This is a genomic window from Pseudomonas sp. NA-150, from assembly GCF_044336365.1.
Classification (GTDB): Bacteria; Pseudomonadota; Gammaproteobacteria; order Pseudomonadales; family Pseudomonadaceae; genus Aquipseudomonas.
On the sequence record NZ_CP172305.1, the window covers coordinates 3,226,416 to 3,246,158 of the forward strand.

Consider the following 19,743-nt stretch of genomic DNA (forward strand, 5'->3'; position numbering starts at 1 on the left):
CAGTGTTCCTCAGGAAAGGGGGGCCGGGCTGGCATCGGCAGGCGGGTTCGGCAACCAGGTCAGGTCGTTGAAACCGCGATGGATGTAGCCGCCTTTCACAAAGGAAGCGCCTTCATAGCCAAAATGCGCGTAGGCCAACTCGTTGCCGTACAGCGAGGCTACCGCCACCCCGCGGACCAAGCCAAAGAACGGCGAGTCCTGCAGGCTTTCGAGGATCGCGACCTGGCGCTTCTCGTCGATTTTCAGCCAGTCGCCACCGGCCTGCTTGTTCAGCTCGGCGATACCGTTTTTCAACTGGTCGGCCACGCCAGGGTCCTTGGCCGCGCGTTCGTCGAGGGCTTTGACCGAAAACGCATAGACCGCGTCTTCCATGGTGTCGTGGGGGTAAATGCGGCGGATCATCACCAGCAAACGATCGCCAGTGGCGGTATCCAGGGTGGTCATCGGCAGCGCCCAGCTTCGGCTAGGGGCCAGCAAAGCGATGGGCCCGGACGTGAACAGCAGGGTGCCCAGCAGCAATCCACCACTTCCCTGGAGGAAACGGCGGCGATCGAGTTTCAGCTCACTCATGGCTTTGTTCCTTGTTGTTTTTTTTGTAGGACTCCAATCACTGAATTGATACTAGTAGGCCTATTCCCACAGAGGTAATAGACAGCTACTACTTGGCTATAAGCAGCGCCTGATTTCGTTGGGATAACCGCCTGCCAGGAATCGGCGCCAAACCATCGACCATCCGTCGTTCTTCGGTTCGTTGGGCCGGTATTTTTGCGCGTGCTGGTCCTGCACACATACAGGGTTGATAAACCGTCAGGATGGGTCTATATCTGGTTTCAAGCAGCAAAGCGTGGTTCCTGCAGCTTTGACAGAACCAAGGGATTTAGGTATAAATCCGGTTCCCCGGCCATCAACGAAGGAGTACCTATGAAGCCAGTAATCCATCGCGAAGAAGAATGGGTATAACTCACTCGCACCAACGAAATTTAAAAATGCCCCTTCATGAAGGGGCATTTTTTTTGGGAGAGAAAATGGAATTTTATAGCTTTGCTCGACGCAACTCGACCTATCTTTGGGCGATATTTTGGGCAGCTAGCTGCTCAATTCCTGGGAGCGCGTGGCCGTTGCCGTGAAGCACGATGTTTATGATGAGGAGATGCTTTTCAATACCTACGCAAGCTTTCTCATCACCATTTGGAATGTGCTATCTCCGTATATCAAAGAAAAGCAAAAGAAGAATCCCAAGTGGTTTATCGAGGTTCAATGGCTGGCCATTCGCTGGAAGATCCGAAAGGATGACGCCTTGACCAAACGTCAGATCAAGGATTTGAAGCTGGCGCTTAAAAATATTGCTGCTCTGACTGAATGAGCAAGGCCTGATTCGGCGGTCCTGCCGACAGCGCGCCAATCCATTGCTTCCGGTTCCTCGTGTTCAGAGACGGGCGAAATACGGGGATGAGACGCGTCGTGGCAATGGCTGTCCGTAGTAATCCGGTATTACCCGGTCGGCGGTCCACTGACTAAACTGCAGTCGAGCCCTCCAAAAACGAGTCCCGCCATGTCCTTCGTCAGCGAAAACCAGCCTGGCATCTGCTTGACCCCTGATCCGGTCACCCAGCAGTACGTGTTCAACCACACCATGTTGAGGGTCAAGGATCCGCAGCGCTCACTGGATTTCTACAGCCGGGTGCTGGGCATGCGCCTGTTGCGCAAGGTGGACTTTCCGGAGGCGAAGTTCTCGCTGTTTTTTCTGGCGATGACCCAGGGCGAGCAGGTGCCGGAGGACCCCAGCGAACGCCAGGGTTATGTGTTCGGGCGGCAATCGGTGCTGGAACTGACGCACAACTGGGGCAGCGAAAATGACGACTCGCAGTACCACAACGGCAATTCCGATCCGCGCGGGTTTGGCCATATCTGCTTTTCAGTGCCGGACATCGAAGCCGCGTGTGCACGCTTCGATGCCCTGCAGATACCCTTCGTCAAACGTCTGGATAAAGGTATGAAACACGTGGCCTTTATCAGCGATCCCGACCAGTACTGGGTCGAGATCGTGCAGGCCGACTTGCTTAAGGACCTGGGCAAGAACTAATCGTTGGACTCGGTGAGTGCGGCATACACCAACGTGCGCAACTCACGGCGGATGGGGTAGGCGCTGGAGGGCATCAACTGGGTCATGAACACCACGGCGATGTCTTCCACGGGATCGATCCAGAACCCGGTGGAGGCCATGCCGCCCCAGAAAAACTCGCCCAGCGAACCGATATTCAGGGTGCGCGCCTGATCGATGGTCACCGCAAAGCCCAGGCCGAAGCCCAGACCGTCCACCAGGGTTTCGCTGAACGGTGAGTCGGACAGCTCGCCCAGTTCCTTGCCGCCTGGCAGGTGGTTGAGGGTCATCAGCTTCAGGGTTTTCGGGCTGACCAGCCGGGCGCCGTCCAGTTCTCCCTTGTTCAACAGCATGCGGCAGAAGCGCATGTAGTCATCCGCCGTGGAAATCAGGCCGCCGCCACCGGATTTGGTTGGCGGGTCGCTGAGGAACGCGCTGGTGGCGGGGTCATCTTGCAGAACCACCTTGCCATGCTGATCGAGGGCATAGCACGCAGCCAATCGATGGTGTTCGCCCGGTTGAACGTAGAAACCGGTGTCGACCATGTTCAACGGTTCGAAGATCCGCGTGCGCAGGAAGGTCTCCAGCGGCATCCCGGAAATCAGCTGCACCAGATAGCCCAGCACGTCGGTGGACACCGAGTAGTTCCAGGCCGTGCCGGGATCGAACTCCAGCGGCACCGTGGCGAGGGTGGCGACGAACGCCTCCAGACCATCCTCGCTGTTGACGCCGTCCAACTTCAATTGGCGATAGGCCGAGTCAACATTACTGCGCTGTTGAAAGCCATAAGTGAGGCCCGAGGTATGCCGCAGCAGGTCGATGATGCGCATCGGCTGCGCCGGTTTGCGGGTCTGAAACGCGCCGACCACCCCCGCCTGGAAAATACCCAGACCGGCCCACGCCGGAATGTAGCGCGACACCGGGTCGTCCAGCGCCGCCTTGCCTTCTTCCACCAGCATCATGAAGGCGAGGGAGGTGATGGGTTTGGTCATCGAGTAAATGCGAAACAGCGTGTCCGGCCGCAGCGGCGTGTTGCGGTCCATGTCGGCGCGGCCGAGCAGCGAGCTATAGGCCAGTTGTCCACGACGCCAGACCTGAGTCACGGCACAGGGCAGTTTGCCGCTGGCGATGTATTTCTCTTGAAAAAGCGTCTCGATGCGCTGCAGGCGTTCCGATGAAAATCCGACTGATTCTGGCGTGTCCACTGCGTGATGCTCCTTGGGATCAAAATACGGTCCCCTTGTAGGAGCTGCCGAAGGCTGTGATAAGGTCAGAATGACCTTCGCGATTACTGGCCAATCGCAGCCTTCGGGAGCTCCTACAAAGGAATGTGTATGCCGGATTACCTTAGCTGAACCACATCAATAAATGCATTCAGGTTCGGTGATCGCACGCCGCTGCGCCAGACCAGCCAGGTGGTCAGGTGCCTGAACTTTTCCTCCATCGGGTAGGCATTGACGCTACGACTGCCGGGCATGCTCTCCAGCATGCTGCGTGGAATCATCGCCACCCCGGCACCGGCGGTGACGCAGGCGAGCATCGCGTGATAGGACTCGATCTCGAAGATCTTGCCGGGGGTGGCATGGTCGGCCATGAACCACTCTTCAAAATGCCGGCGGTAGGAACAGTTAGGCCGGAACGCATAAATAGTGCGGCCGTTGACGTCCTGCGGGCGATTCACCGGCGGATGACCGACGGCAGTGACCACCGCCATTTCTTCTTCAAAGACCTCAATGCCCTCCAGGCTCGGGTGCCGCAAAGGCCCGTCTATAAAGGCAGCACTCAAACGACCCGAGAGCACGCCTTCCAGCATATCGCCCGACGGACCGGTGGACAGGTCCAGCTCGACCTTGGGGTAACGCTGGTGATAAGCCGCCAGTACCGTGGGAATCCGCACCGCCGCAGTGCTTTCCAGTGAGCCCAAGGTAAAGCTGCCTTGCGGGTCGCTGCCGGACGCCGCCTGTTTGGCTTCCTCGACCAACTCCAGAATGCGCCGGGTGTAGTCGAGAAAGGTCCAGCCAGTGGCGGACAGGCGCAGGCGCAGTTTTTCCCGGATAAACAGATCGACCCCCAGTTCCTGCTCAAGCTGCTTGATCCGCGTGGTGAGGTTGGACGGCACGCGGTGCAGTTTCTGCGCGGCGGCGCTGATGCTGCCTTCTTCGGCGACAGCCTTGAACAGCTCGAGTTGGGTCAGGTCCATACTTTCTCTCTGAGGGAATGAATCTGTGATTATTATTCATTATTCAATAGGGTTAATTCAGCCTACCTTAGGCGTCATCTTCCATCAACGGCAGCGCGCGCTTGCGACGACTGCCGGTCGATGGCGTCAAAACAACACCAGGAGTTCCCGCTGATGAACGCTCCAGCCTTCCCGCAACACGCGATCTCGCTCAACCCGACCACGGGCGAAACCCTGGCGCATTATCCCTTTGAACAGGCTGCCGAACTGGAGCAAGCGCTGGCCAGAACCGCCAAGGCCTTCAAGGGCTGGCGTGCGACCTCGATTGCCGATCGCGGCGCGGTGTTGTTGAAGATGGCCGCTGCGTTGCGCGCCAACCTCGAACCGATGGCGCGCATGGCCGCGCTGGAAATGGGCAAGCCAATTGCTCAGGGCCGCGCTGAAGTCGAAAAATGTGCAGGCCTGTGCGAATGGTACGCCCAGCACGGCCCGGCGATTCTGCAGCCAGAAAAGACCCTGGTCGAAAACGACAAGGCTTACGTTGCCTACCTGCCACTGGGTGCGGTGTTGGCGGTGATGCCGTGGAACTTCCCGATGTGGCAAGTGCTGCGCGGGGCGATTCCGATCATCCTCGCCGGCAACACCTACGTGCTCAAGCACGCACCGAACATCATGGGTTGCGCCTACCTGCTGCGCGATGCCTGGGCTGAAGCCGGCTTGCCTGAAGGCGTGTTCGAAGTGATCAACGTGACCCCGGAAGGCGTGTCGGTGGCCATCGCCGACCCACGCATCGCTGCCGTCGCCGTCACTGGCAGCGTGCGCGCCGGTTCGGCGATTGCTTCGCAAGCCGGTGCCGCGCTGAAGAAATGCATCCTCGAGTTGGGCGGTTCCGATCCGTTTATCGTGCTGGCCGATGCTGACCTCGACGAAGCGGCCAAGGCGGCTACCGTCGGACGTTTCCAAAACAGTGGTCAGGTGTGTGTTGCGGCCAAGCGCATCATCGTGGAAGAGAGCGTCATGGAAGCCTTCACCGCGAAATTCCTCGCGGCGGTCAAAGCGCTGAAAGTCGGCGATCCACTGGCGGAAGACACCTACATCGGCCCCATGGCCCGGTATGACCTGCGTGACGAATTGGATGCCCAGGTTCAGAAAACCTTGAGCGAAGGTGCGACGCTGATACTTGGTGGTCATAAAGTCGCCGGTGCCGGCAACTATTACGAACCGACCGTTTTGGCCGATGTGCGCCCAGGCATGACCTCGTTCGTCGAGGAACTGTTTGGTCCAGTGGCCTCGTTGATCACCGCCCGCGACGTCGAACACGCGGTGGAATTGGCCAACGACAGCGACTTCGGCCTGGCCGGCAGTGTCTGGACCGCCGATGTGGCGTTGGCCAAAGACATCGCTTCGCGCCTGGAAACCGGTGGCGTGTTCATCAACGGCTACACCGCGTCCGATGCCCGCGTACCGATTGGCGGCGTGAAGAAGAGCGGTTTTGGTCGCGAACTGTCGCACTTCGGCCTGCATGAGTTCTGCAACGCGCAAACCGTGTGGATTGATCGCCGCTGATCCACACTCAACACGTGTAGGCGCTGCCGCAGGCTGCGATTGGATTTAAATCGAAGACCATTCTGGCCTTATCGCCGCCTGCGGCAGCGCCTGCAGGTCATACGTGATTTTTAATGCCTCTGCATGGCGCTCCATGCAGGGGCATTTTTCGTAATAAATGTTGTCAGACCTTTTCGCCGTTGGAGTTTGATAACGGCACAGGTAACATCTCTATCAAATTGTGTACAAATGTCACCTGGAACAGAGTGCTTCGCATTATCAATGCGTAGCCTTGTACCTTGAACCCTCGCAGTGGGGAGTATGGCGGTACCCTTGTGATGGCTTTAGGTAGGAGGGCGGATGAAGTTGCAACGGGAATATGAAGTGAACAAGCCACTCTACCAGCAACCTGTTATAGAGGTTTCGCGCGCGGGATTGTGGTTGCACGCGTTGTGGCTGGTGCCGATCCTGGCATTGGCCGTGGTGACACGGTTTTACGGTTTGACCCAGACGGCGATCTGGTGCGATGAAGGTTCCAGTCTGTTGCTGAGCCAGTATTCCTTTGCGATGACCTGGTTTCACAGCGCCCACGATGTGCACCCCCCTTTGTATTACCTGCTGTTGCACAGCTGGATGGATCTGTTCGGCAACAGCATTTTCTCGATCCGCGCCATGAGTGCACTGCCCGGCGTGGCGACGGTTGGACTCGCGGTCTGGTTGATGAGCCTGATGGGCACCCGCCGCGCGGCGGTGCTGGGCGGGGTGCTGTTGGCCATGTTGCCGATCGCCGTGCGCTACAGCCAGGAAGTGCGCATGTATGCGCTGTTGGGCTTCTGGTTGATGGGCGCCACCATCGCCCTGGTCTACTGGGTCAAACGCCCGGAACGGCAGCGTTATCTGGTGATTTACGCACTGTTGATGACCGCCAGTTTCTACACCCACTACTTCACCGGCCTGTGCGTGTTGTCGCACTGGTTCTATTTGCTGGTTCTGCGCCTGCAACGCCAAGCCCCGCAGAAGCTGATTACCCGTCCGGCCTGGTGGTTGACCAACGTCGCTATCGTGGTGATGTACCTGCCGTGGATTCCGAGCCTGGTCGATCAACTGGCCCACATTCCTCAATTGAGGGTTGGCGGCGACGTGGGTTGGATTCCGCCGGTGGATATCTACTCGCTGCCGTCGGCGATCTGGCAGTTCATGATTCTGGAAGACGGGCGTACCGTGCCGCTGGCGTTGTATGTGCTGATGCCGGTGGTGATGGCGCTGATCGCTGCAGTGGTGGCGTTGCGTGATCGCAGTCCGCACAAGTTTCAGGTGTTGATCGTCACCCATGCCTTCCTGCCGCTGCTGGTGATTTTTGCGGTGTCGTTCATCACGCCGTTGTTGGTCGAGCGCTACCTGATGTTCGCCGCGATTGGCTTGCCGTTGATTCTGGCCATTGCCATCGACCAGTTGGAAAAGCGTTTCCGCTTCCTGGCGATGGGCTTGCTGGTGCTGGTGCTGGGCGTGGAAATGGTCGGTTTGAAAACCGACTACAGCGTCGATCCGGAGCAGTTCGATGTGTTGGTTGATTATGTGAACCAGCATTACGAAAAGGGTGATCGCATCGTGGTCAGCGATTTGTTCTGGTACTTCAGTTACGTCTATTACAACCGCACCGAGGCTGAGCCGCTGTTGTACACGCCGCCATTGGCCGACGGCAGCTCCGGACGGCCGAATGCCTACGGTTTCGGCACCTTGGTGGATGAAAACGCCGACAAGATCTACGTTGATCACTTGCAAGTGCTGCCTAAAGGGCCAGGGCGGGTGTGGCTGGTCAGCGGGGTGTATCCGCCGGATGACTTCCAGTCGATCCCGGGGGAGTGGAACAAGGCTAAAGAGCTGAAGGTCGGGGATACGGTGTTGCGGTTGTATACGACGCCCTGAATGGAGGCGGTGTATTGAATACACCGCCCTCGCGGGCAAGCCCGCTCCTACAAGGGATCTGTTTTTGATCGATGCAATTGCATCAAGACCTCAACCAACGCCTCGGCAAACCGATAACAATCCCCCGGCCAGCGCGCTGTCAGCAGGTTGCCGTCGCGCACCACAAAACCATTCTCCGGCTTGCTCGCTGAATCACGCTTGAAAAACCGCGGGCCAGGCTGGAAGTCGCTGGGACTGGCCAGCGCCGCTTTGACTTCCTCTTCCACAGTCTGCGGGTAGGTTCGGTAATAACGACCCAGCCACGGCGCGGTGACGATCCACGCCGGCAATTCCATGGTGTTGGCCAACAGCGCGGTCACCTTGCGCCCATGCAGCACCGAGCGCCCGTTTTGCGGATCAAGGGTCCGCGCCAACAGCAAAGGTCCGTGACACACCGCAGCCACCGGCTTGTTTGCCTGAAAAAAGTGCAGGGCGATGTGCTGGGCCTGTTCTGACTCGAGCAAGGTCCGCATGCCCCGCGCGTGGCCACCGGGAATCACCAACCCATCGAAGTGCTCAGGGTTGACGTCGGCGAAGGCCATCGGCGAGAGAAAAGCCTCGTCTTCGATCATCGTCCGGTAGTGTTGCAGGTCCGCAGCGCGGGTCATCAACATCGGGTTCAACAGACCGAAGCCAATGTCGACCAAGCGCGAGTCGGCGTAGGCGGGCAAACCGTGGGGCGTGGCAAAGCGCACCTCGATCCCGGCCCGACGCAACGCCTGCCATGGCACGCTGCTTTCGGTGGGATCGTAGTCGGACTGAGGTAACAGGAAGAGCATCATGCAGGCTTCCTCACATTGACAGGTGGGATCAAAGCCCCTGTTTTACGGGGTCAACCCGCCGCTGTCGAGATGAATAAGCCTCGGGGTTGCTCAGGCATGAACGCTGACGGACAGGCTGCCGCTGCCGGAGTGCGCAAACCAGGACATGGCGGAGATCACGTGGTTGGCTTCCTGGATGCCGCTGGTCTCGCGGCGGAACGCACTGGTGCGTGCTTCCTTCGGGTTGGCGTTGGCATACGTGGTGCGGTCATCCATTTTCTGATCGAACAACGCCAGCGCGTTGAAGGGTTTATCCAGATTGATCTGTTTGCCCTTGTTGTCGTACTCCATGCTGCCCGCTTTGAACTGCGCCAACACGGCATCGCTGATCAGGTTATTGTCATTCAGGGTCTTGCCGATCGCGGCCAGGCTGCGGGTAGAGATTGCGGTCAGGTCGACTTTTTTCAGAAATTCCTTGATCCGATTGAGGCCGACATCACTGGTGATCTTGAAAATGGTTTTCGCATCGTTACTGGTTTTGATCGGATGCAGGGCGTTTTTTTGATCGGGATGGCGAATAACGAAGGAGCTGCCGGTCGAGGTGACGGTCAATCCATTGGCCTGTAGAGGCGGTGCTGGAGGCGTGATGCTGGTGCTCACTGGTGTAGCTCCCTAATTTGGTGCACTCAAGATGCTGGCGATCATGCATCACGCCAACACCCAGCACACCACTGTGTATCAAAACTGAGACATCTTGATACAATTATGTCGTCATTCAATACGTTTGGCCTTTTTGAAAAATCCTGATTTGGCCTATTTCTCGAGCCCCTTGAGCAATGCCGCGTTGAACTCGACGGGTTTCTCCATCTGCGGTGCATGGCCCAGGCCGGCAAACTCCACCAGCTTCGCACCGGGAATCATCCGCGCCACTTGCTTGCCCAACACGTTGTAGTGACCGATCCTGGCCTTGACCTCGGGCGGGGCGATGTCGCTGCCGATGGCGGTGGTGTCCGCGTCACCGATCATCAACAGGGTGGGCACTTTCAGGTTGGGGAATTCATAAAACACCGGCTGAGTGAAAATCATGTCGTAGATCAGGGCCGAGTTCCACGCCACCGCTTTGTGCCCTGGGCCCTTGTTCAATCCAGCGAGCATGTCGACCCATTTGTCGAACGCGGGCTGCCAGCGCCCCACGTAATAGGTGCTTTGCTCGTATTTACGGGTGCCGTCGGCACTGAGCTTCAGTTCACGCTCGTACCATTGATCGACGGTGCGATAAGGCACGCCCAGGGCTTTCCAGTCTTCCAGGCCGATCGGGTTGACCAGCACCAGTTTTTCGGTCTGTTGCGGGTAGAGCAGCGCGTAGCGGGTGGCCAACATGCCACCGGTGGAGTGGCCAATGATCGCGGCGTTGGCGACCCCCAGTTTTTCCAGCAAGGCGTGGGTGTTCAGCGACAGTTGTTGAAAGCTGTATTGATAGTGCTCGGGTTTGCTGGAGGTGCAGAAGCCGACTTGATCCGGCACTACCACGCGGTAGCCGGCACCGCTCAGGGCCTTGATGCTGTCCTCCCAGGTGGCGCCGCAAAAATTCTTGCCGTGCATCAACACCGCGGTATGTCCGTTGGCCGTGCCGGTGGCGGCGACGTCCATGTACCCCATCTCCAGCGATCGGCCCTGGGACTCGAAGGTAAAGATGTGCAGCGGATAGGGGTAACTGAATCCTTGCAGTTGCGGGCCATAGGCAGGGCCGTCAGCCATGGCGACGGCGGGCAAGGCGAGGGTCAGCAGCAGGCTGGCGGTGTTGAGCGGGGACATGGGCCGGTGGCTCCGAATAAGTCGATCCAGGGAGCAGAAGTATCCCGGAAGCCGGCCCGCCGAAACAACCGCCAATGGAATATCCATCAGCGCCGGCCCTGGCTCGCAGAGCGCGATCACCGACGATCAGGTTTCATCCTGCCGCGAATAATCTGGTCTAGCCTTTCAAGGGCAGGCGCTCCAAAGTGTCGGCACAATCGTGATTGTCCCAGAGATGCCCGGCAACGTTTCGGGCGCCCTTCATCTGATCAGGAGTACACGATGGATCTCAACCGTCGTCAGTTCTTCAAGGTCGCCGCTATTGGTCTTGGAGGCTCGAGCCTGGCCGCGCTGGGCATGGCCCCGACGCCAGCCTTCGCCGAGCAGGTGCGCTACTTCAAACTTGCCCATACCCATGAAACCCGCAACACCTGCCCGTACTGCTCGGTCGGTTGCGGCTTGATCATGTACAGCCAGGGCGACGCGGCGAAGAACGTTGCGCAGAACATCATCCACATCGAAGGCGACGCCGACCACCCGGTCAACCGTGGCACCTTGTGCCCGAAAGGCGCCGGTCTGCTGGACTTCATTCACAGCCCTGACCGCTTGAAGTACCCCGAGGTGCGCAAGCCGGGCAGCAAGGAATGGACCCGGGTGTCCTGGGATGATGCACTGGACCGCGTTGCCGACCTGATGAAGGCCGACCGTGACGCTAACTTCATCGAGAAAAACGCCCAGGGCCAGACGGTCAACCGCTGGTTGTCGGTAGGATTTCTCGCGGCTTCGGCGGCTTCCAGTGAAGCCGGTTACCTGACCCACAAGGTGATTCGCAGTCTGGGCATGCTGGGGTTCGATAACCAGGCGCGTGTCTGACACGGTCCGACGGTGGCAAGTCTTGCCCCGACGTATGGCCGTGGTGCCATGACCAACACCTGGACCGATATCGCCAACGCGAATCTGATCCTGGTCATGGGCGGTAATGCCGCCGAAGCGCACCCTTGTGGTTTCAAATGGGTCACGGAAGCCAAAGCGCATAACGCAGCACGCCTGATCGTGGTCGACCCGCGGTTCACCCGCACGGCCTCGGTGGCGGACTATTACGCGCCGATTCGCACCGGTACCGACATCGCCTTCATGGGCGGCCTGATCAACTACCTGCTGAACGAAGACAAGATCCAGCACGAGTACGTGCGCAACTACACCGACGTGTCGTTCATCGTCAGGGCCGGTTATGGCTTCGAGGACGGGATCTTCAGCGGCTATGACGTGGCGAAACGTACCTACACCGATAAATCCGGTTGGGGCTACGAGATCGGTGAAGACGGCTTTGCCAAAGTCGATTCGACCCTGCAACACCCCAACTGCGTCTATCAGTTGATGAAGAAACACTACAGCCGCTACACCCCGGAACTGGCCAGCCAAATCTGTGGTATGCCGCAAGCCAGCATGCAGAAGATCTGGGAAGAGATCGCCACCTGCGCGCAACCCGGCAAGACCATGACCATTCTGTATGCCCTGGGCTGGACCCAGCATTCGATTGGTTCGCAGATCATCCGCAGCGCGGCGATGGTGCAACTGTTGCTGGGCAACGTCGGCATGCCCGGCGGCGGGGTCAATGCCTTGCGCGGTCACTCGAATATCCAGGGGCTGACCGACCTCGGGCTGTTGTCGAACTCACTGCCGGGCTACCTGACACTGGCCAACGATAAAGAACAGGACTACGACGCTTTTATTGCCGCGCGCACGCAAAAACCGCTGCGTCCAGGGCAGCTGTCCTACTGGCAGAACTACAGCAAGTTCCATGTCAGCCTGATGAAGTCCTGGTACGGCGCCAACGCCACGGCGGACAACCATTGGGGTTACGACTGGCTGCCGAAGCTCGACATCCCCGGCTACGACATCCTGAAGATGATCGACATGATGGGCCAGGGCCAGGTCAACGGTTACATGTGCCAGGGCTTCAACCCGATCGCCGCGCTGCCGGATAAAAACCGGGTGATGGCGGCACTGGCCAAGCTCAAGTGGATGGTGGTGATGGACCCGCTGGCTACCGAGACCTCGGAGTTCTGGCGCAATGCCGGGCCGTACAACGATGTCGACACCGCCAACATCCAGACTGAAGTGATTCGCCTGCCGACCACCTGTTTTGCCGAAGAAGATGGCTCGCTGGTCAACAGCAGCCGCTGGTTGCAATGGCACTGGAAAGGCGCCGAAGGGCCCGGCGAGGCGACCACCGATGTGCGGATCATGGCCGAGCTGTTCCTGCGCCTGCGCAAGCGTTATCAGGCCGACGGCGGCAAGTTTGCTGATCCGATCCTTAAACTCAGCTGGCCGTACAAGGTCCCTGACGAACCGTCACCGGAAGAACTGGCCAAGGAAATCAACGGCGCCGCCACCACCGACTTTACCGATGCCAGCGGCGCGGCGGTCAAGGGCGGGCAGCAACTGGCGGGTTTTGCTCAACTCAAGGACGACGGCAGCACCGCGTCGGGCTGCTGGATTTTCGCGGGCAGTTGGACCGAGCAAGGTAACCAGATGGCTCGGCGCGACAACAGCGATCCGTACAACATGAAGCAACATCAGGGCTGGGCCTGGGCCTGGCCGGCCAATCGGCGGATTCTGTACAACCGCGCCTCGGCGGACACCAAGGGCAATCCGTGGGACCCGAAAAAACGCCTGGTGTGGTGGAACGGCAAGGTCTGGACCGGCACCGACGTGCCGGACTACAAGGCCGACGTACCGCCCGAAGCCGGGATGAACCCGTTCATCATGAACCCCGAAGGGGTGGCGCGCTTCTTCGCCGTCGACAAGATGAACGAAGGACCGTTTCCGGAACACTACGAACCGTTCGAGACGCCCATCGGCATCAACCCGCTGCACCCCAACCACAAGGGCTCGACTAGCAACCCGGCGGCGCGGATCTTCGATTCGGTGTGGGACACCCTGGGCCAGGCCAAGGACTTCCCGTATGCCGCCACCAGTTACCGGCTGACCGAGCACTTCCACTTCTGGACCAAGCACTGCCGGCTCAACTCGATTGCGCAACCCGAGCAATTCGTCGAGATCGGCGAAGTGCTGGCCAAGGAGAAAGGCATCGTTGCCGGTGACCGGGTCCGTGTCAGTTGCAAGCGTGGGCATATCGAAGCGGTGGCGGTGGTGACGAAGCGCATCCGGCCGCTGCAGGTCAATAACCAGACCGTGCACCACATCGGCATCCCGCTGCACTGGGGTTTCACCGGTGTTGCCCGGCATGGCTACCTGACCAACACCCTGGTGCCGTTCCTCGGCGATGGCAATTCGCAGACCCCGGAATCCAAGTCGTTCCTGGTCAACGTGGAGAAAATCTAAATGGCCATTCAAGACATCATCGCGCGTTCGGCCACCACCACGGTCCCGTCATCGGTGCGTCAGTTGGAGGAAGTGGCCAAGCTGATCGACACCACCAAATGCATCGGTTGCAAGGCCTGCCAGGTCGCCTGTTCGGAATGGAACGAGCTGCGCGACGAGATCGGCCATAACCACGGGACCTACGACAACCCACAAGACCTCAGCGCCGAGACCTGGACCCTGATGCGCTTCACCGAGCACGAAACCGACGCCGGCAATCTGGAGTGGCTGATCCGCAAGGACGGCTGCATGCACTGCTCGGACCCCGGTTGCCTGAAGGCTTGCCCGAGTCCGGGGGCGATCATCAAGCACGCCAATGGCATCGTCGACTTCAACCAGGACCATTGCATCGGCTGCGGCTATTGCATCACCGGTTGCCCGTTCAACATTCCGCGCATCTCGCAGAAGGATCACAAGGCCTACAAATGCTCGCTGTGTTCGGATCGGGTCGCGGTCGGGCTGGAGCCCGCCTGCGTCAAGACCTGCCCGACCGGGGCCATCGTCTTCGGCAGCAAAGAAGACATGAAAGTGCATGCCGCCGAACGCATCGTCGACCTCAAATCGCGAGGCTTCGAGCACGCCGGGCTGTATGACCCGGACGGCGTGGGGGGCACCCATGTGATGTACGTGCTGCACCATGCCGACACGCCGAGCCTGTACGCGGGCTTGCCGGATCAACCGGTGATCAGCCCCTTTGTCGGCCTGTGGAAGGGCGTGAGCAAACCGCTGGCGCTGCTGGCCATGGGCGCGGCAGTGCTGGCCGGGTTCTTCCATTACGTGCGTATCGGTCCTAATCGTGTGGAAGAAGATGAGCACCCAACACCCGGCGACAGCAGCGTGCACCAGGTCGATCCCAGCGTGCATGTGGTTGATCCGCGCAAACCCCGTGGCGAACCAGGGGAGACCCGGCCATGAACGACAAACCGATCCTGCGTTACAACGCCAATCAGCGCACCAATCACTGGCTGGTGGCGATTCTGTTCTTCATGGCTGGCTTGTCGGGGCTGGCGCTGTTTCACCCGGCGCTGTTCTGGCTGAGCAACCTGTTTGGCGGCGGGCCGTGGACGCGCATCCTGCATCCGTTCATGGGCGTGTTGATGTTCTTGTTGTTCATGGGCCTGGTGATTCGCTTCTGGTGGGCTAATTTCTTTATTCCTAACGACTGGCGCTGGCTAAGGCGCATCGACCGGGTGCTGGTCAACGATGAAGAGGACGTACCGCCGGTTGGCAAGTACAACGCCGGGCAGAAGTTGCTGTTCTGGACCCTGTTGGCGTGCATGTTGGTGCTGTTGTGCAGCGGCGTAGTGATCTGGCGGGTGTATTTCAGCGAGTACTTCGGCATCACGATTATTCGTCTGGGCGCCTTGCTGCATGCGCTGGCCGCGTTCGTGCTGATCCTGAGCATCATCATTCACATCTACGCCGGTATCTGGATCAAGGGTTCTATCGATGCAATGTTGCACGGTTGGGTCGGTCGCGCCTGGGCGAAGAAACACCATGAACTCTGGTACCGCGAGGTGACTCGCGAGGAACGGCCTGAGACACCGGTCAGTAAAAAAGGATGAACGCTTGAGCACATTACTTGAACCGGAACAGATTGAAGGGTCGGCGATTGCCCTGCCATTTCTACACTTGCCGCCGCCCGACCTGTTCAGCCTGCGCGCCGCGCGACTCGAACAATTGGCCGAGGGGCACCCACTGGCGGATTACCTGCTGTTGATCGCGGGGCTGTGCCATGTGCAACACAATATGTTGCAGCAACCACCGTCGGTGCGTTTGCTGGACCCGCAACGCCTGGCACTCTGTCAGCAGCACGGTTTGCCGCCGCTGGCCGCCGACAGTCTGGTGCGTGATGACGATTGGCAGGCGTACCTCGATGCACTGCTGATGCGTTACCAGGCACCGCCGCAAGCGCCAGTGCAAAAAGCCATCGCCACCCTGCACAGCGCCAACGCCGGGCAGCGCAAGGCCTGGGCGATTGCCTTGCTCAGTGGCCAGTTCACTGCGGTGCCGGTGGCGTTGGTGCCGTTTCTGGGTGCGGCGTTGCAGGCGGCCTGGAGTCACTGGCTGCTGAACCTGCCCAGCCATGATTTGAAACCCGGTGACAGCCTCAGCCAGTGCCCGGCCTGTGGTTCGCCGGCGATGGCCGGGGTGATCCGCCATCGGGGTAAATACAACGGTCTGCGTTATCTGGTGTGTTCGTTGTGTGCCTGTGAATGGCACGCAGTGCGGGTCAAATGCATCTACTGCGAACAAAGCAAGGGCCTGAAATACGTCAGCCTTGATGATGATCGCCATCGCGTCGAGCATGCGCCATTGCGCGCGGAAGTCTGCCCCAACTGCAACAGCTACCTCAAACTGCTGTACCTGGAAGACGACGCCGAGGCCGAAGCCTTATCCGCCGATTTGACCAGCCTGATGCTCGACATGCGGCTGGACCTGGAAGGCTACCAGCGCCTGGCGCCGAACCTGCTGTTGGCACCGGGAGGGGAGTGAGGGCAGGGTCTACACTGAGTTTTTGCCGACTCAAGCCTGCGCTCACACGCACATACTGTAGGAGCGAACGTGTTCGCGAGGCGGTGTGTTTGACAGACCGCATCAAGCCTCTCGCCAACAAGTTGGCTCCTACTGAGAACTGCGACCACGCCGTTACAGGAGCTTCTAAATGCCCTCCAGTCCTGCCAACACCGCACGCTTGCCGTCCATCGACAGCCTGTTGCGCAGCCCCGCCTGCCAACCACTGGCCGAGCGCTACGGCCGTGACGCCTTGCTCTCGACCCTGCGGCAACTGCTCGACGACCTGCGTGAGTCCGTGCGATCCGGTGGGCTAGAGGCTATCGAACTGACCCCCGAAGTGCTGGCCGGCAGGGCGGGCGAACGTCTGAGCCTGCAACACCGCAGCCGGGTGCGCCGAGTGTTCAACCTCACCGGCACCGTGCTGCACACCAACCTCGGGCGTGCGTTGTTGCCCGAGGAAGCCATCGAAGCGGTGCAGATGGCCGCCCGTTATCCGCTGAACCTGGAGTTCGATCTGCGCAGCGGCAAGCGCGGTGATCGCGACGATTTGATCGAAGGCCTGATCCGTGAATTGACCGGCGCCGAAGCGGTGACGGTGGTCAACAACAATGCGGCAGCGGTTTTACTCGCCCTCAACAGCCTCGGCGCACGCAAGGAGGGCATCATCTCCCGAGGTGAATTGATCGAGATCGGCGGCGCCTTTCGTATCCCCGACATCATGGCCCGGGCCGGGGTCAAATTGCATGAAGTGGGCACCACCAATCGCACCCATGCCAAGGACTACGAGGCCGCTATCAGTCCCCGCAGCGGTTTGCTGATGCGCGTGCACACCAGCAACTACAGCATTCAGGGTTTCACCACCCAGGTGCCGACCGCCGAACTGGCGCAGTTGGCGCATCAACATGGCTTGCCACTGCTGGAAGACCTCGGCAGCGGTAGCCTGCTGGACCTCACCCGCTGGGGCTTGCCGGCCGAACCGACGGTGCGCCAGGCCTTGGCCGATGGCGCCGATATCGTCACCTTCAGCGGCGACAAACTGCTGGGCGGGCCGCAAGCCGGGCTGATCGTCGGTCGCAAGGAACTGATCGCACGGATCAAAAAGAACCCGCTGAAACGCGCGCTACGGGTCGACAAACTGACCCTCGCGGCCCTCGAAGCCGTGTTGGGTTTGTACCGCGACCCCGACCGCCTGGCAGAGCGCCTGCCGAGTTTGCGCCTGTTGACCCGACCGCAGACCGAGATTCTGGCCCAGGCCGAACGTCTGCGGCCGTCGTTGGCGCACGTGCTGGGCGAAGGTTGGGGCGTGGTGGTGTTGCCAGCGTTGGGCATGATCGGCAGCGGCAGCCAACCGGTGGCGCGCCTGCCCAGCGCGGCGTTGTGCGTGCGTCCACACGTGTCCAAACGCCTGCGCGGTCGTCAATTGCATGCACTGGAAGCAGCGTTGCGCGAACTGCCAATTCCGGTGCTCGGCCGCATCGACGATGACGCGCTGTGGCTGGACCTGCGGCAACTGGACGATGAAGTCGGCTGGCTGGCCCAGCTCAGTCAACTGGCTATCGGAGGCCACGCAGGGTGATCGTCGGTACGGCGGGGCACATCGACCATGGTAAAACCGCGCTGCTGCAAGCGCTGACCGGGCAATCCGGCGACCGTCGGCCGCAGGAGCGTGAACGTGGGATCACCATCGACCTGGGGTTTATCTACGCGGCATTGGAGCCAGGTGCCGCGCTGACCGGCTTCATCGACGTGCCGGGCCACGAACGGTTCATTCACAACATGCTCGCCGGCGCCCACGGCATTGACCTGGTGTTGCTGGTCATCGCCGCGGATGACGGGGTGATGCCGCAGACCCGCGAGCATCTGGCGATTGTCGAGTTGCTGGGCATTCCCCGTGCCGTGGTGGTGATCAGCAAGTGCGACCGGGTCGATCCGTTGCGGGTACGGGCGGTGCAGGCTGAGGTCACAGCGTTGCTGGCCAGCGGGCCTTACGCCAACGCGCCACAGATTGCCCTGTCGAGCATCACCGGCGACGGCGTCGAAACCCTGCGCCAGGCTTTGCTGGACGCCCAGCGCGAGGTTCGACAACGCAGCCGCGAAGGTGGTTTTCGTCTGGCCATCGACCGTGCATTCAGTGTGCCGGGCACAGGTATCGTGGTCACCGGTACTGCTTTGGCCGGGCACGTAGTGGTCGGCGACACGTTGCTGTTGGGCGCAACCGGCAAACCAGTGCGGGTGCGCGGCCTGCATGCACAGAACCACGCGGCGGTCGAGGGCTGGGCCGGGCAACGTATCGCCCTGAACCTGGCCGCCGAGCGCCTGGCACTGGAGCAGATTCATCGTGGCGACGGGTTGCACAGTGAGTGGCTGCACGCGCCGACCCAGCGCCTCGACATTGAGCTGCAATTATTGGCCAGCGAAACTCGCAGCTTTACCCATTTCAGCCCGGTGCACGTGCACCTCGGCACCCAGGACGTCAGCGCACGGGTGGCGCTGCTGGAGGGTGAAAGCCTGGCGCCCGGCCAGCGGATGTTCGCCCAGCTGGTGTTGAATGTGCCGGCGCACGCCGTGCATGGCGATCGGCTGGTGCTGCGCGACCACAGTGCGCAACGCACACTCGGCGGCGCGCGCGTGCTCGACCCCTTTGCCCCGACCCGCCAGCGGCGCAGCCCGGAACGTCTGGCGCAGTTGCAGGCATTGTCCGCCAGCCAGTCGTTGGAGCAGGCACTGCCGTCATTGCTGGCCAACAGCGAGAGCGGCCTCGACCCGCACCGGCTGGAACGTCAGTTCAATCGTCTGCATGAAACCTGGAAACTGCCGGCTGATGTACGCGTCATTGCCACCCGCCAGGGCCAGCGTCTGTTCAGTGAGCACCGCTGGCAGACGCTGAAATCGACCCTGTTGCTGCAACTGGCCGACTTTCATCAGCAGGAACCCGACCAGTTGGGCCCTGATCGAGATCGCCTGCGCCGCTTCAGCGCGACGACGCTGGATCGGCCGACGTTCATCAGCCTGATCGACGAATTACTGGCCGACGGCACGCTGACCGCCACCGGTTCCTGGCTGCACCTGCCTGAACATCAAGTGCGCCTGAGTGTCGAAGATGAAGCGCTGTGGCAACTGTTGCAGCCGCTGCTCACTCAGGCCAGTTTCGACGCCCCTTGGGTTCGCGATCTGGCCAGCGTAACGGGGCGAGATGAAGCGTCGGTGCGCCTGCTAATGCGCAAGCAGGCACGCTTGGGGCAGGTCCATCAAGTGGTTCGCGACCTGTTCTACCTGGAGGCAACCATTCGCCAATTGGCGGCTATGCTGTTGCAATTGGCGACGGTTACCCCGGTGATCCAGGCGGCGACCTTTCGCGACGCGGTGGGCATCGGTCGCAAGCGCAGCATCCAGATCCTCGAGTTCTTTGACCGCCTGGGCCTGACTCGACGCATCGGCAACGAACGGCTGATCCGCGCGGATAACGCGCTGGCACAGAACGCCACTCACTGAGT

The 19,743-nt window shown here is 60.3% G+C and carries 16 protein-coding genes; 10 read left to right on the forward strand and 6 right to left on the reverse strand.

From position 1 onward, the window contains the following. Positions 1-9 precede the first annotated feature (9 nt). A complete protein-coding gene (locus ACF0H7_RS15285) occupies positions 10-570 on the reverse strand; it encodes a tat (twin-arginine translocation) pathway signal sequence (RefSeq protein ID WP_397453563.1) in 561 nt (186 codons plus the stop codon). A 520-nt stretch (positions 571-1,090) separates the two neighbouring features. On the opposite strand from ACF0H7_RS15285, the gene ACF0H7_RS15290 reads away from it, so the two are divergent. Together ACF0H7_RS15290 and gloA are read left to right on the forward strand one after the other, a co-directional pair. Further along, positions 1,091-1,363 carry a DUF4760 domain-containing protein gene (locus ACF0H7_RS15290; RefSeq protein WP_397453904.1) on the forward strand — a complete coding sequence of 91 codons (273 nt, stop codon included), beginning with the start codon at positions 1,091-1,093 and terminating at the stop codon, positions 1,361-1,363. A gap of 189 nt (positions 1,364-1,552) precedes the next feature. Continuing rightward, positions 1,553-2,083, forward strand: a complete 531-nt coding sequence (gene gloA / locus ACF0H7_RS15295; RefSeq protein ID WP_397453564.1) for a lactoylglutathione lyase — start codon at positions 1,553-1,555, stop codon at positions 2,081-2,083. Here the strand turns inward: gloA and ACF0H7_RS15300 are convergent. Next, positions 2,080-3,306: a serine hydrolase domain-containing protein gene (locus ACF0H7_RS15300; RefSeq protein ID WP_397453565.1), complete on the reverse strand. Its 1,227-nt coding sequence runs from the start codon at positions 3,304-3,306 to the stop codon at positions 2,080-2,082. The genes gloA and ACF0H7_RS15300 overlap by 4 nt on opposite strands. 137 nt (positions 3,307-3,443) lie before the next feature. Continuing rightward, positions 3,444-4,301 (reverse strand): LysR substrate-binding domain-containing protein, encoded by an 858-nt coding sequence (locus ACF0H7_RS15305; protein ID WP_397453566.1) that lies wholly within the window; start codon positions 4,299-4,301, stop codon positions 3,444-3,446. Between the two features lie 153 nt (positions 4,302-4,454). Between ACF0H7_RS15305 and ACF0H7_RS15310 the strand changes: the two genes are divergently transcribed. Continuing rightward, on the forward strand, positions 4,455-5,846 hold the full coding sequence (locus tag ACF0H7_RS15310; RefSeq protein ID WP_397453567.1) for an aldehyde dehydrogenase family protein: 1,392 nt from the start codon (positions 4,455-4,457) through the stop codon (positions 5,844-5,846). Between the two features lie 339 nt (positions 5,847-6,185). Further along, a complete protein-coding gene (locus ACF0H7_RS15315; protein ID WP_397453568.1) occupies positions 6,186-7,751 on the forward strand; it encodes a glycosyltransferase family 39 protein in 1,566 nt (521 codons plus the stop codon). A gap of 47 nt (positions 7,752-7,798) precedes the next feature. Here ACF0H7_RS15315 and ACF0H7_RS15320 read toward each other — a convergent pair whose 3' ends face one another. The 3 genes from ACF0H7_RS15320 to ACF0H7_RS15330 all read right to left on the reverse strand — a co-directional run bounded on the left by ACF0H7_RS15320 (position 7,799) and on the right by ACF0H7_RS15330 (position 10,366). Beyond that, positions 7,799-8,572, reverse strand: coding sequence for a DJ-1/PfpI family protein (locus ACF0H7_RS15320; protein WP_397453569.1), 774 nt, complete (start codon positions 8,570-8,572; stop codon positions 7,799-7,801). A gap of 90 nt (positions 8,573-8,662) precedes the next feature. Then, on the reverse strand, positions 8,663-9,211 hold the full coding sequence (locus ACF0H7_RS15325) for a hypothetical protein (RefSeq protein WP_397453570.1): 549 nt from the start codon (positions 9,209-9,211) through the stop codon (positions 8,663-8,665). Between the two features lie 153 nt (positions 9,212-9,364). Next, complete coding sequence (locus tag ACF0H7_RS15330) at positions 9,365-10,366, reverse strand: alpha/beta fold hydrolase (protein WP_397453571.1); 1,002 nt, start codon at positions 10,364-10,366, stop codon at positions 9,365-9,367. A 261-nt stretch (positions 10,367-10,627) separates the two neighbouring features. Here ACF0H7_RS15330 and fdnG point away from each other — a divergent pair, with 261 nt between their 5' ends. The 6 genes from fdnG (at position 10,628) to selB (ending at position 19,741) form a co-directional block, all read left to right on the forward strand. After that, positions 10,628-13,693, forward strand: coding sequence for a formate dehydrogenase-N subunit alpha (gene fdnG / locus ACF0H7_RS15335; RefSeq protein WP_397453572.1), 3,066 nt, complete (start codon positions 10,628-10,630; stop codon positions 13,691-13,693). Further along, complete coding sequence (gene fdxH, locus ACF0H7_RS15340) at positions 13,694-14,647, forward strand: formate dehydrogenase subunit beta (protein WP_397453573.1); 954 nt, start codon at positions 13,694-13,696, stop codon at positions 14,645-14,647. Further along, on the forward strand, positions 14,644-15,297 hold the full coding sequence (locus tag ACF0H7_RS15345) for a formate dehydrogenase subunit gamma (protein ID WP_397453574.1): 654 nt from the start codon (positions 14,644-14,646) through the stop codon (positions 15,295-15,297). The genes fdxH and ACF0H7_RS15345 overlap by 4 nt, the downstream gene beginning before the upstream one ends. 4 nt (positions 15,298-15,301) lie before the next feature. Continuing rightward, positions 15,302-16,228 carry a formate dehydrogenase accessory protein FdhE gene (fdhE, locus tag ACF0H7_RS15350; RefSeq protein WP_397453575.1) on the forward strand — a complete coding sequence of 309 codons (927 nt, stop codon included), beginning with the start codon at positions 15,302-15,304 and terminating at the stop codon, positions 16,226-16,228. Between the two features lie 169 nt (positions 16,229-16,397). Further along, positions 16,398-17,825, forward strand: coding sequence for an L-seryl-tRNA(Sec) selenium transferase (gene selA, locus ACF0H7_RS15355; RefSeq protein WP_397453576.1), 1,428 nt, complete (start codon positions 16,398-16,400; stop codon positions 17,823-17,825). After that, positions 17,822-19,741, forward strand: a complete 1,920-nt coding sequence (gene selB, locus ACF0H7_RS15360) for a selenocysteine-specific translation elongation factor (RefSeq protein ID WP_397453577.1) — start codon at positions 17,822-17,824, stop codon at positions 19,739-19,741. The genes selA and selB overlap by 4 nt, the downstream gene beginning before the upstream one ends. Positions 19,742-19,743 lie beyond the last annotated feature (2 nt).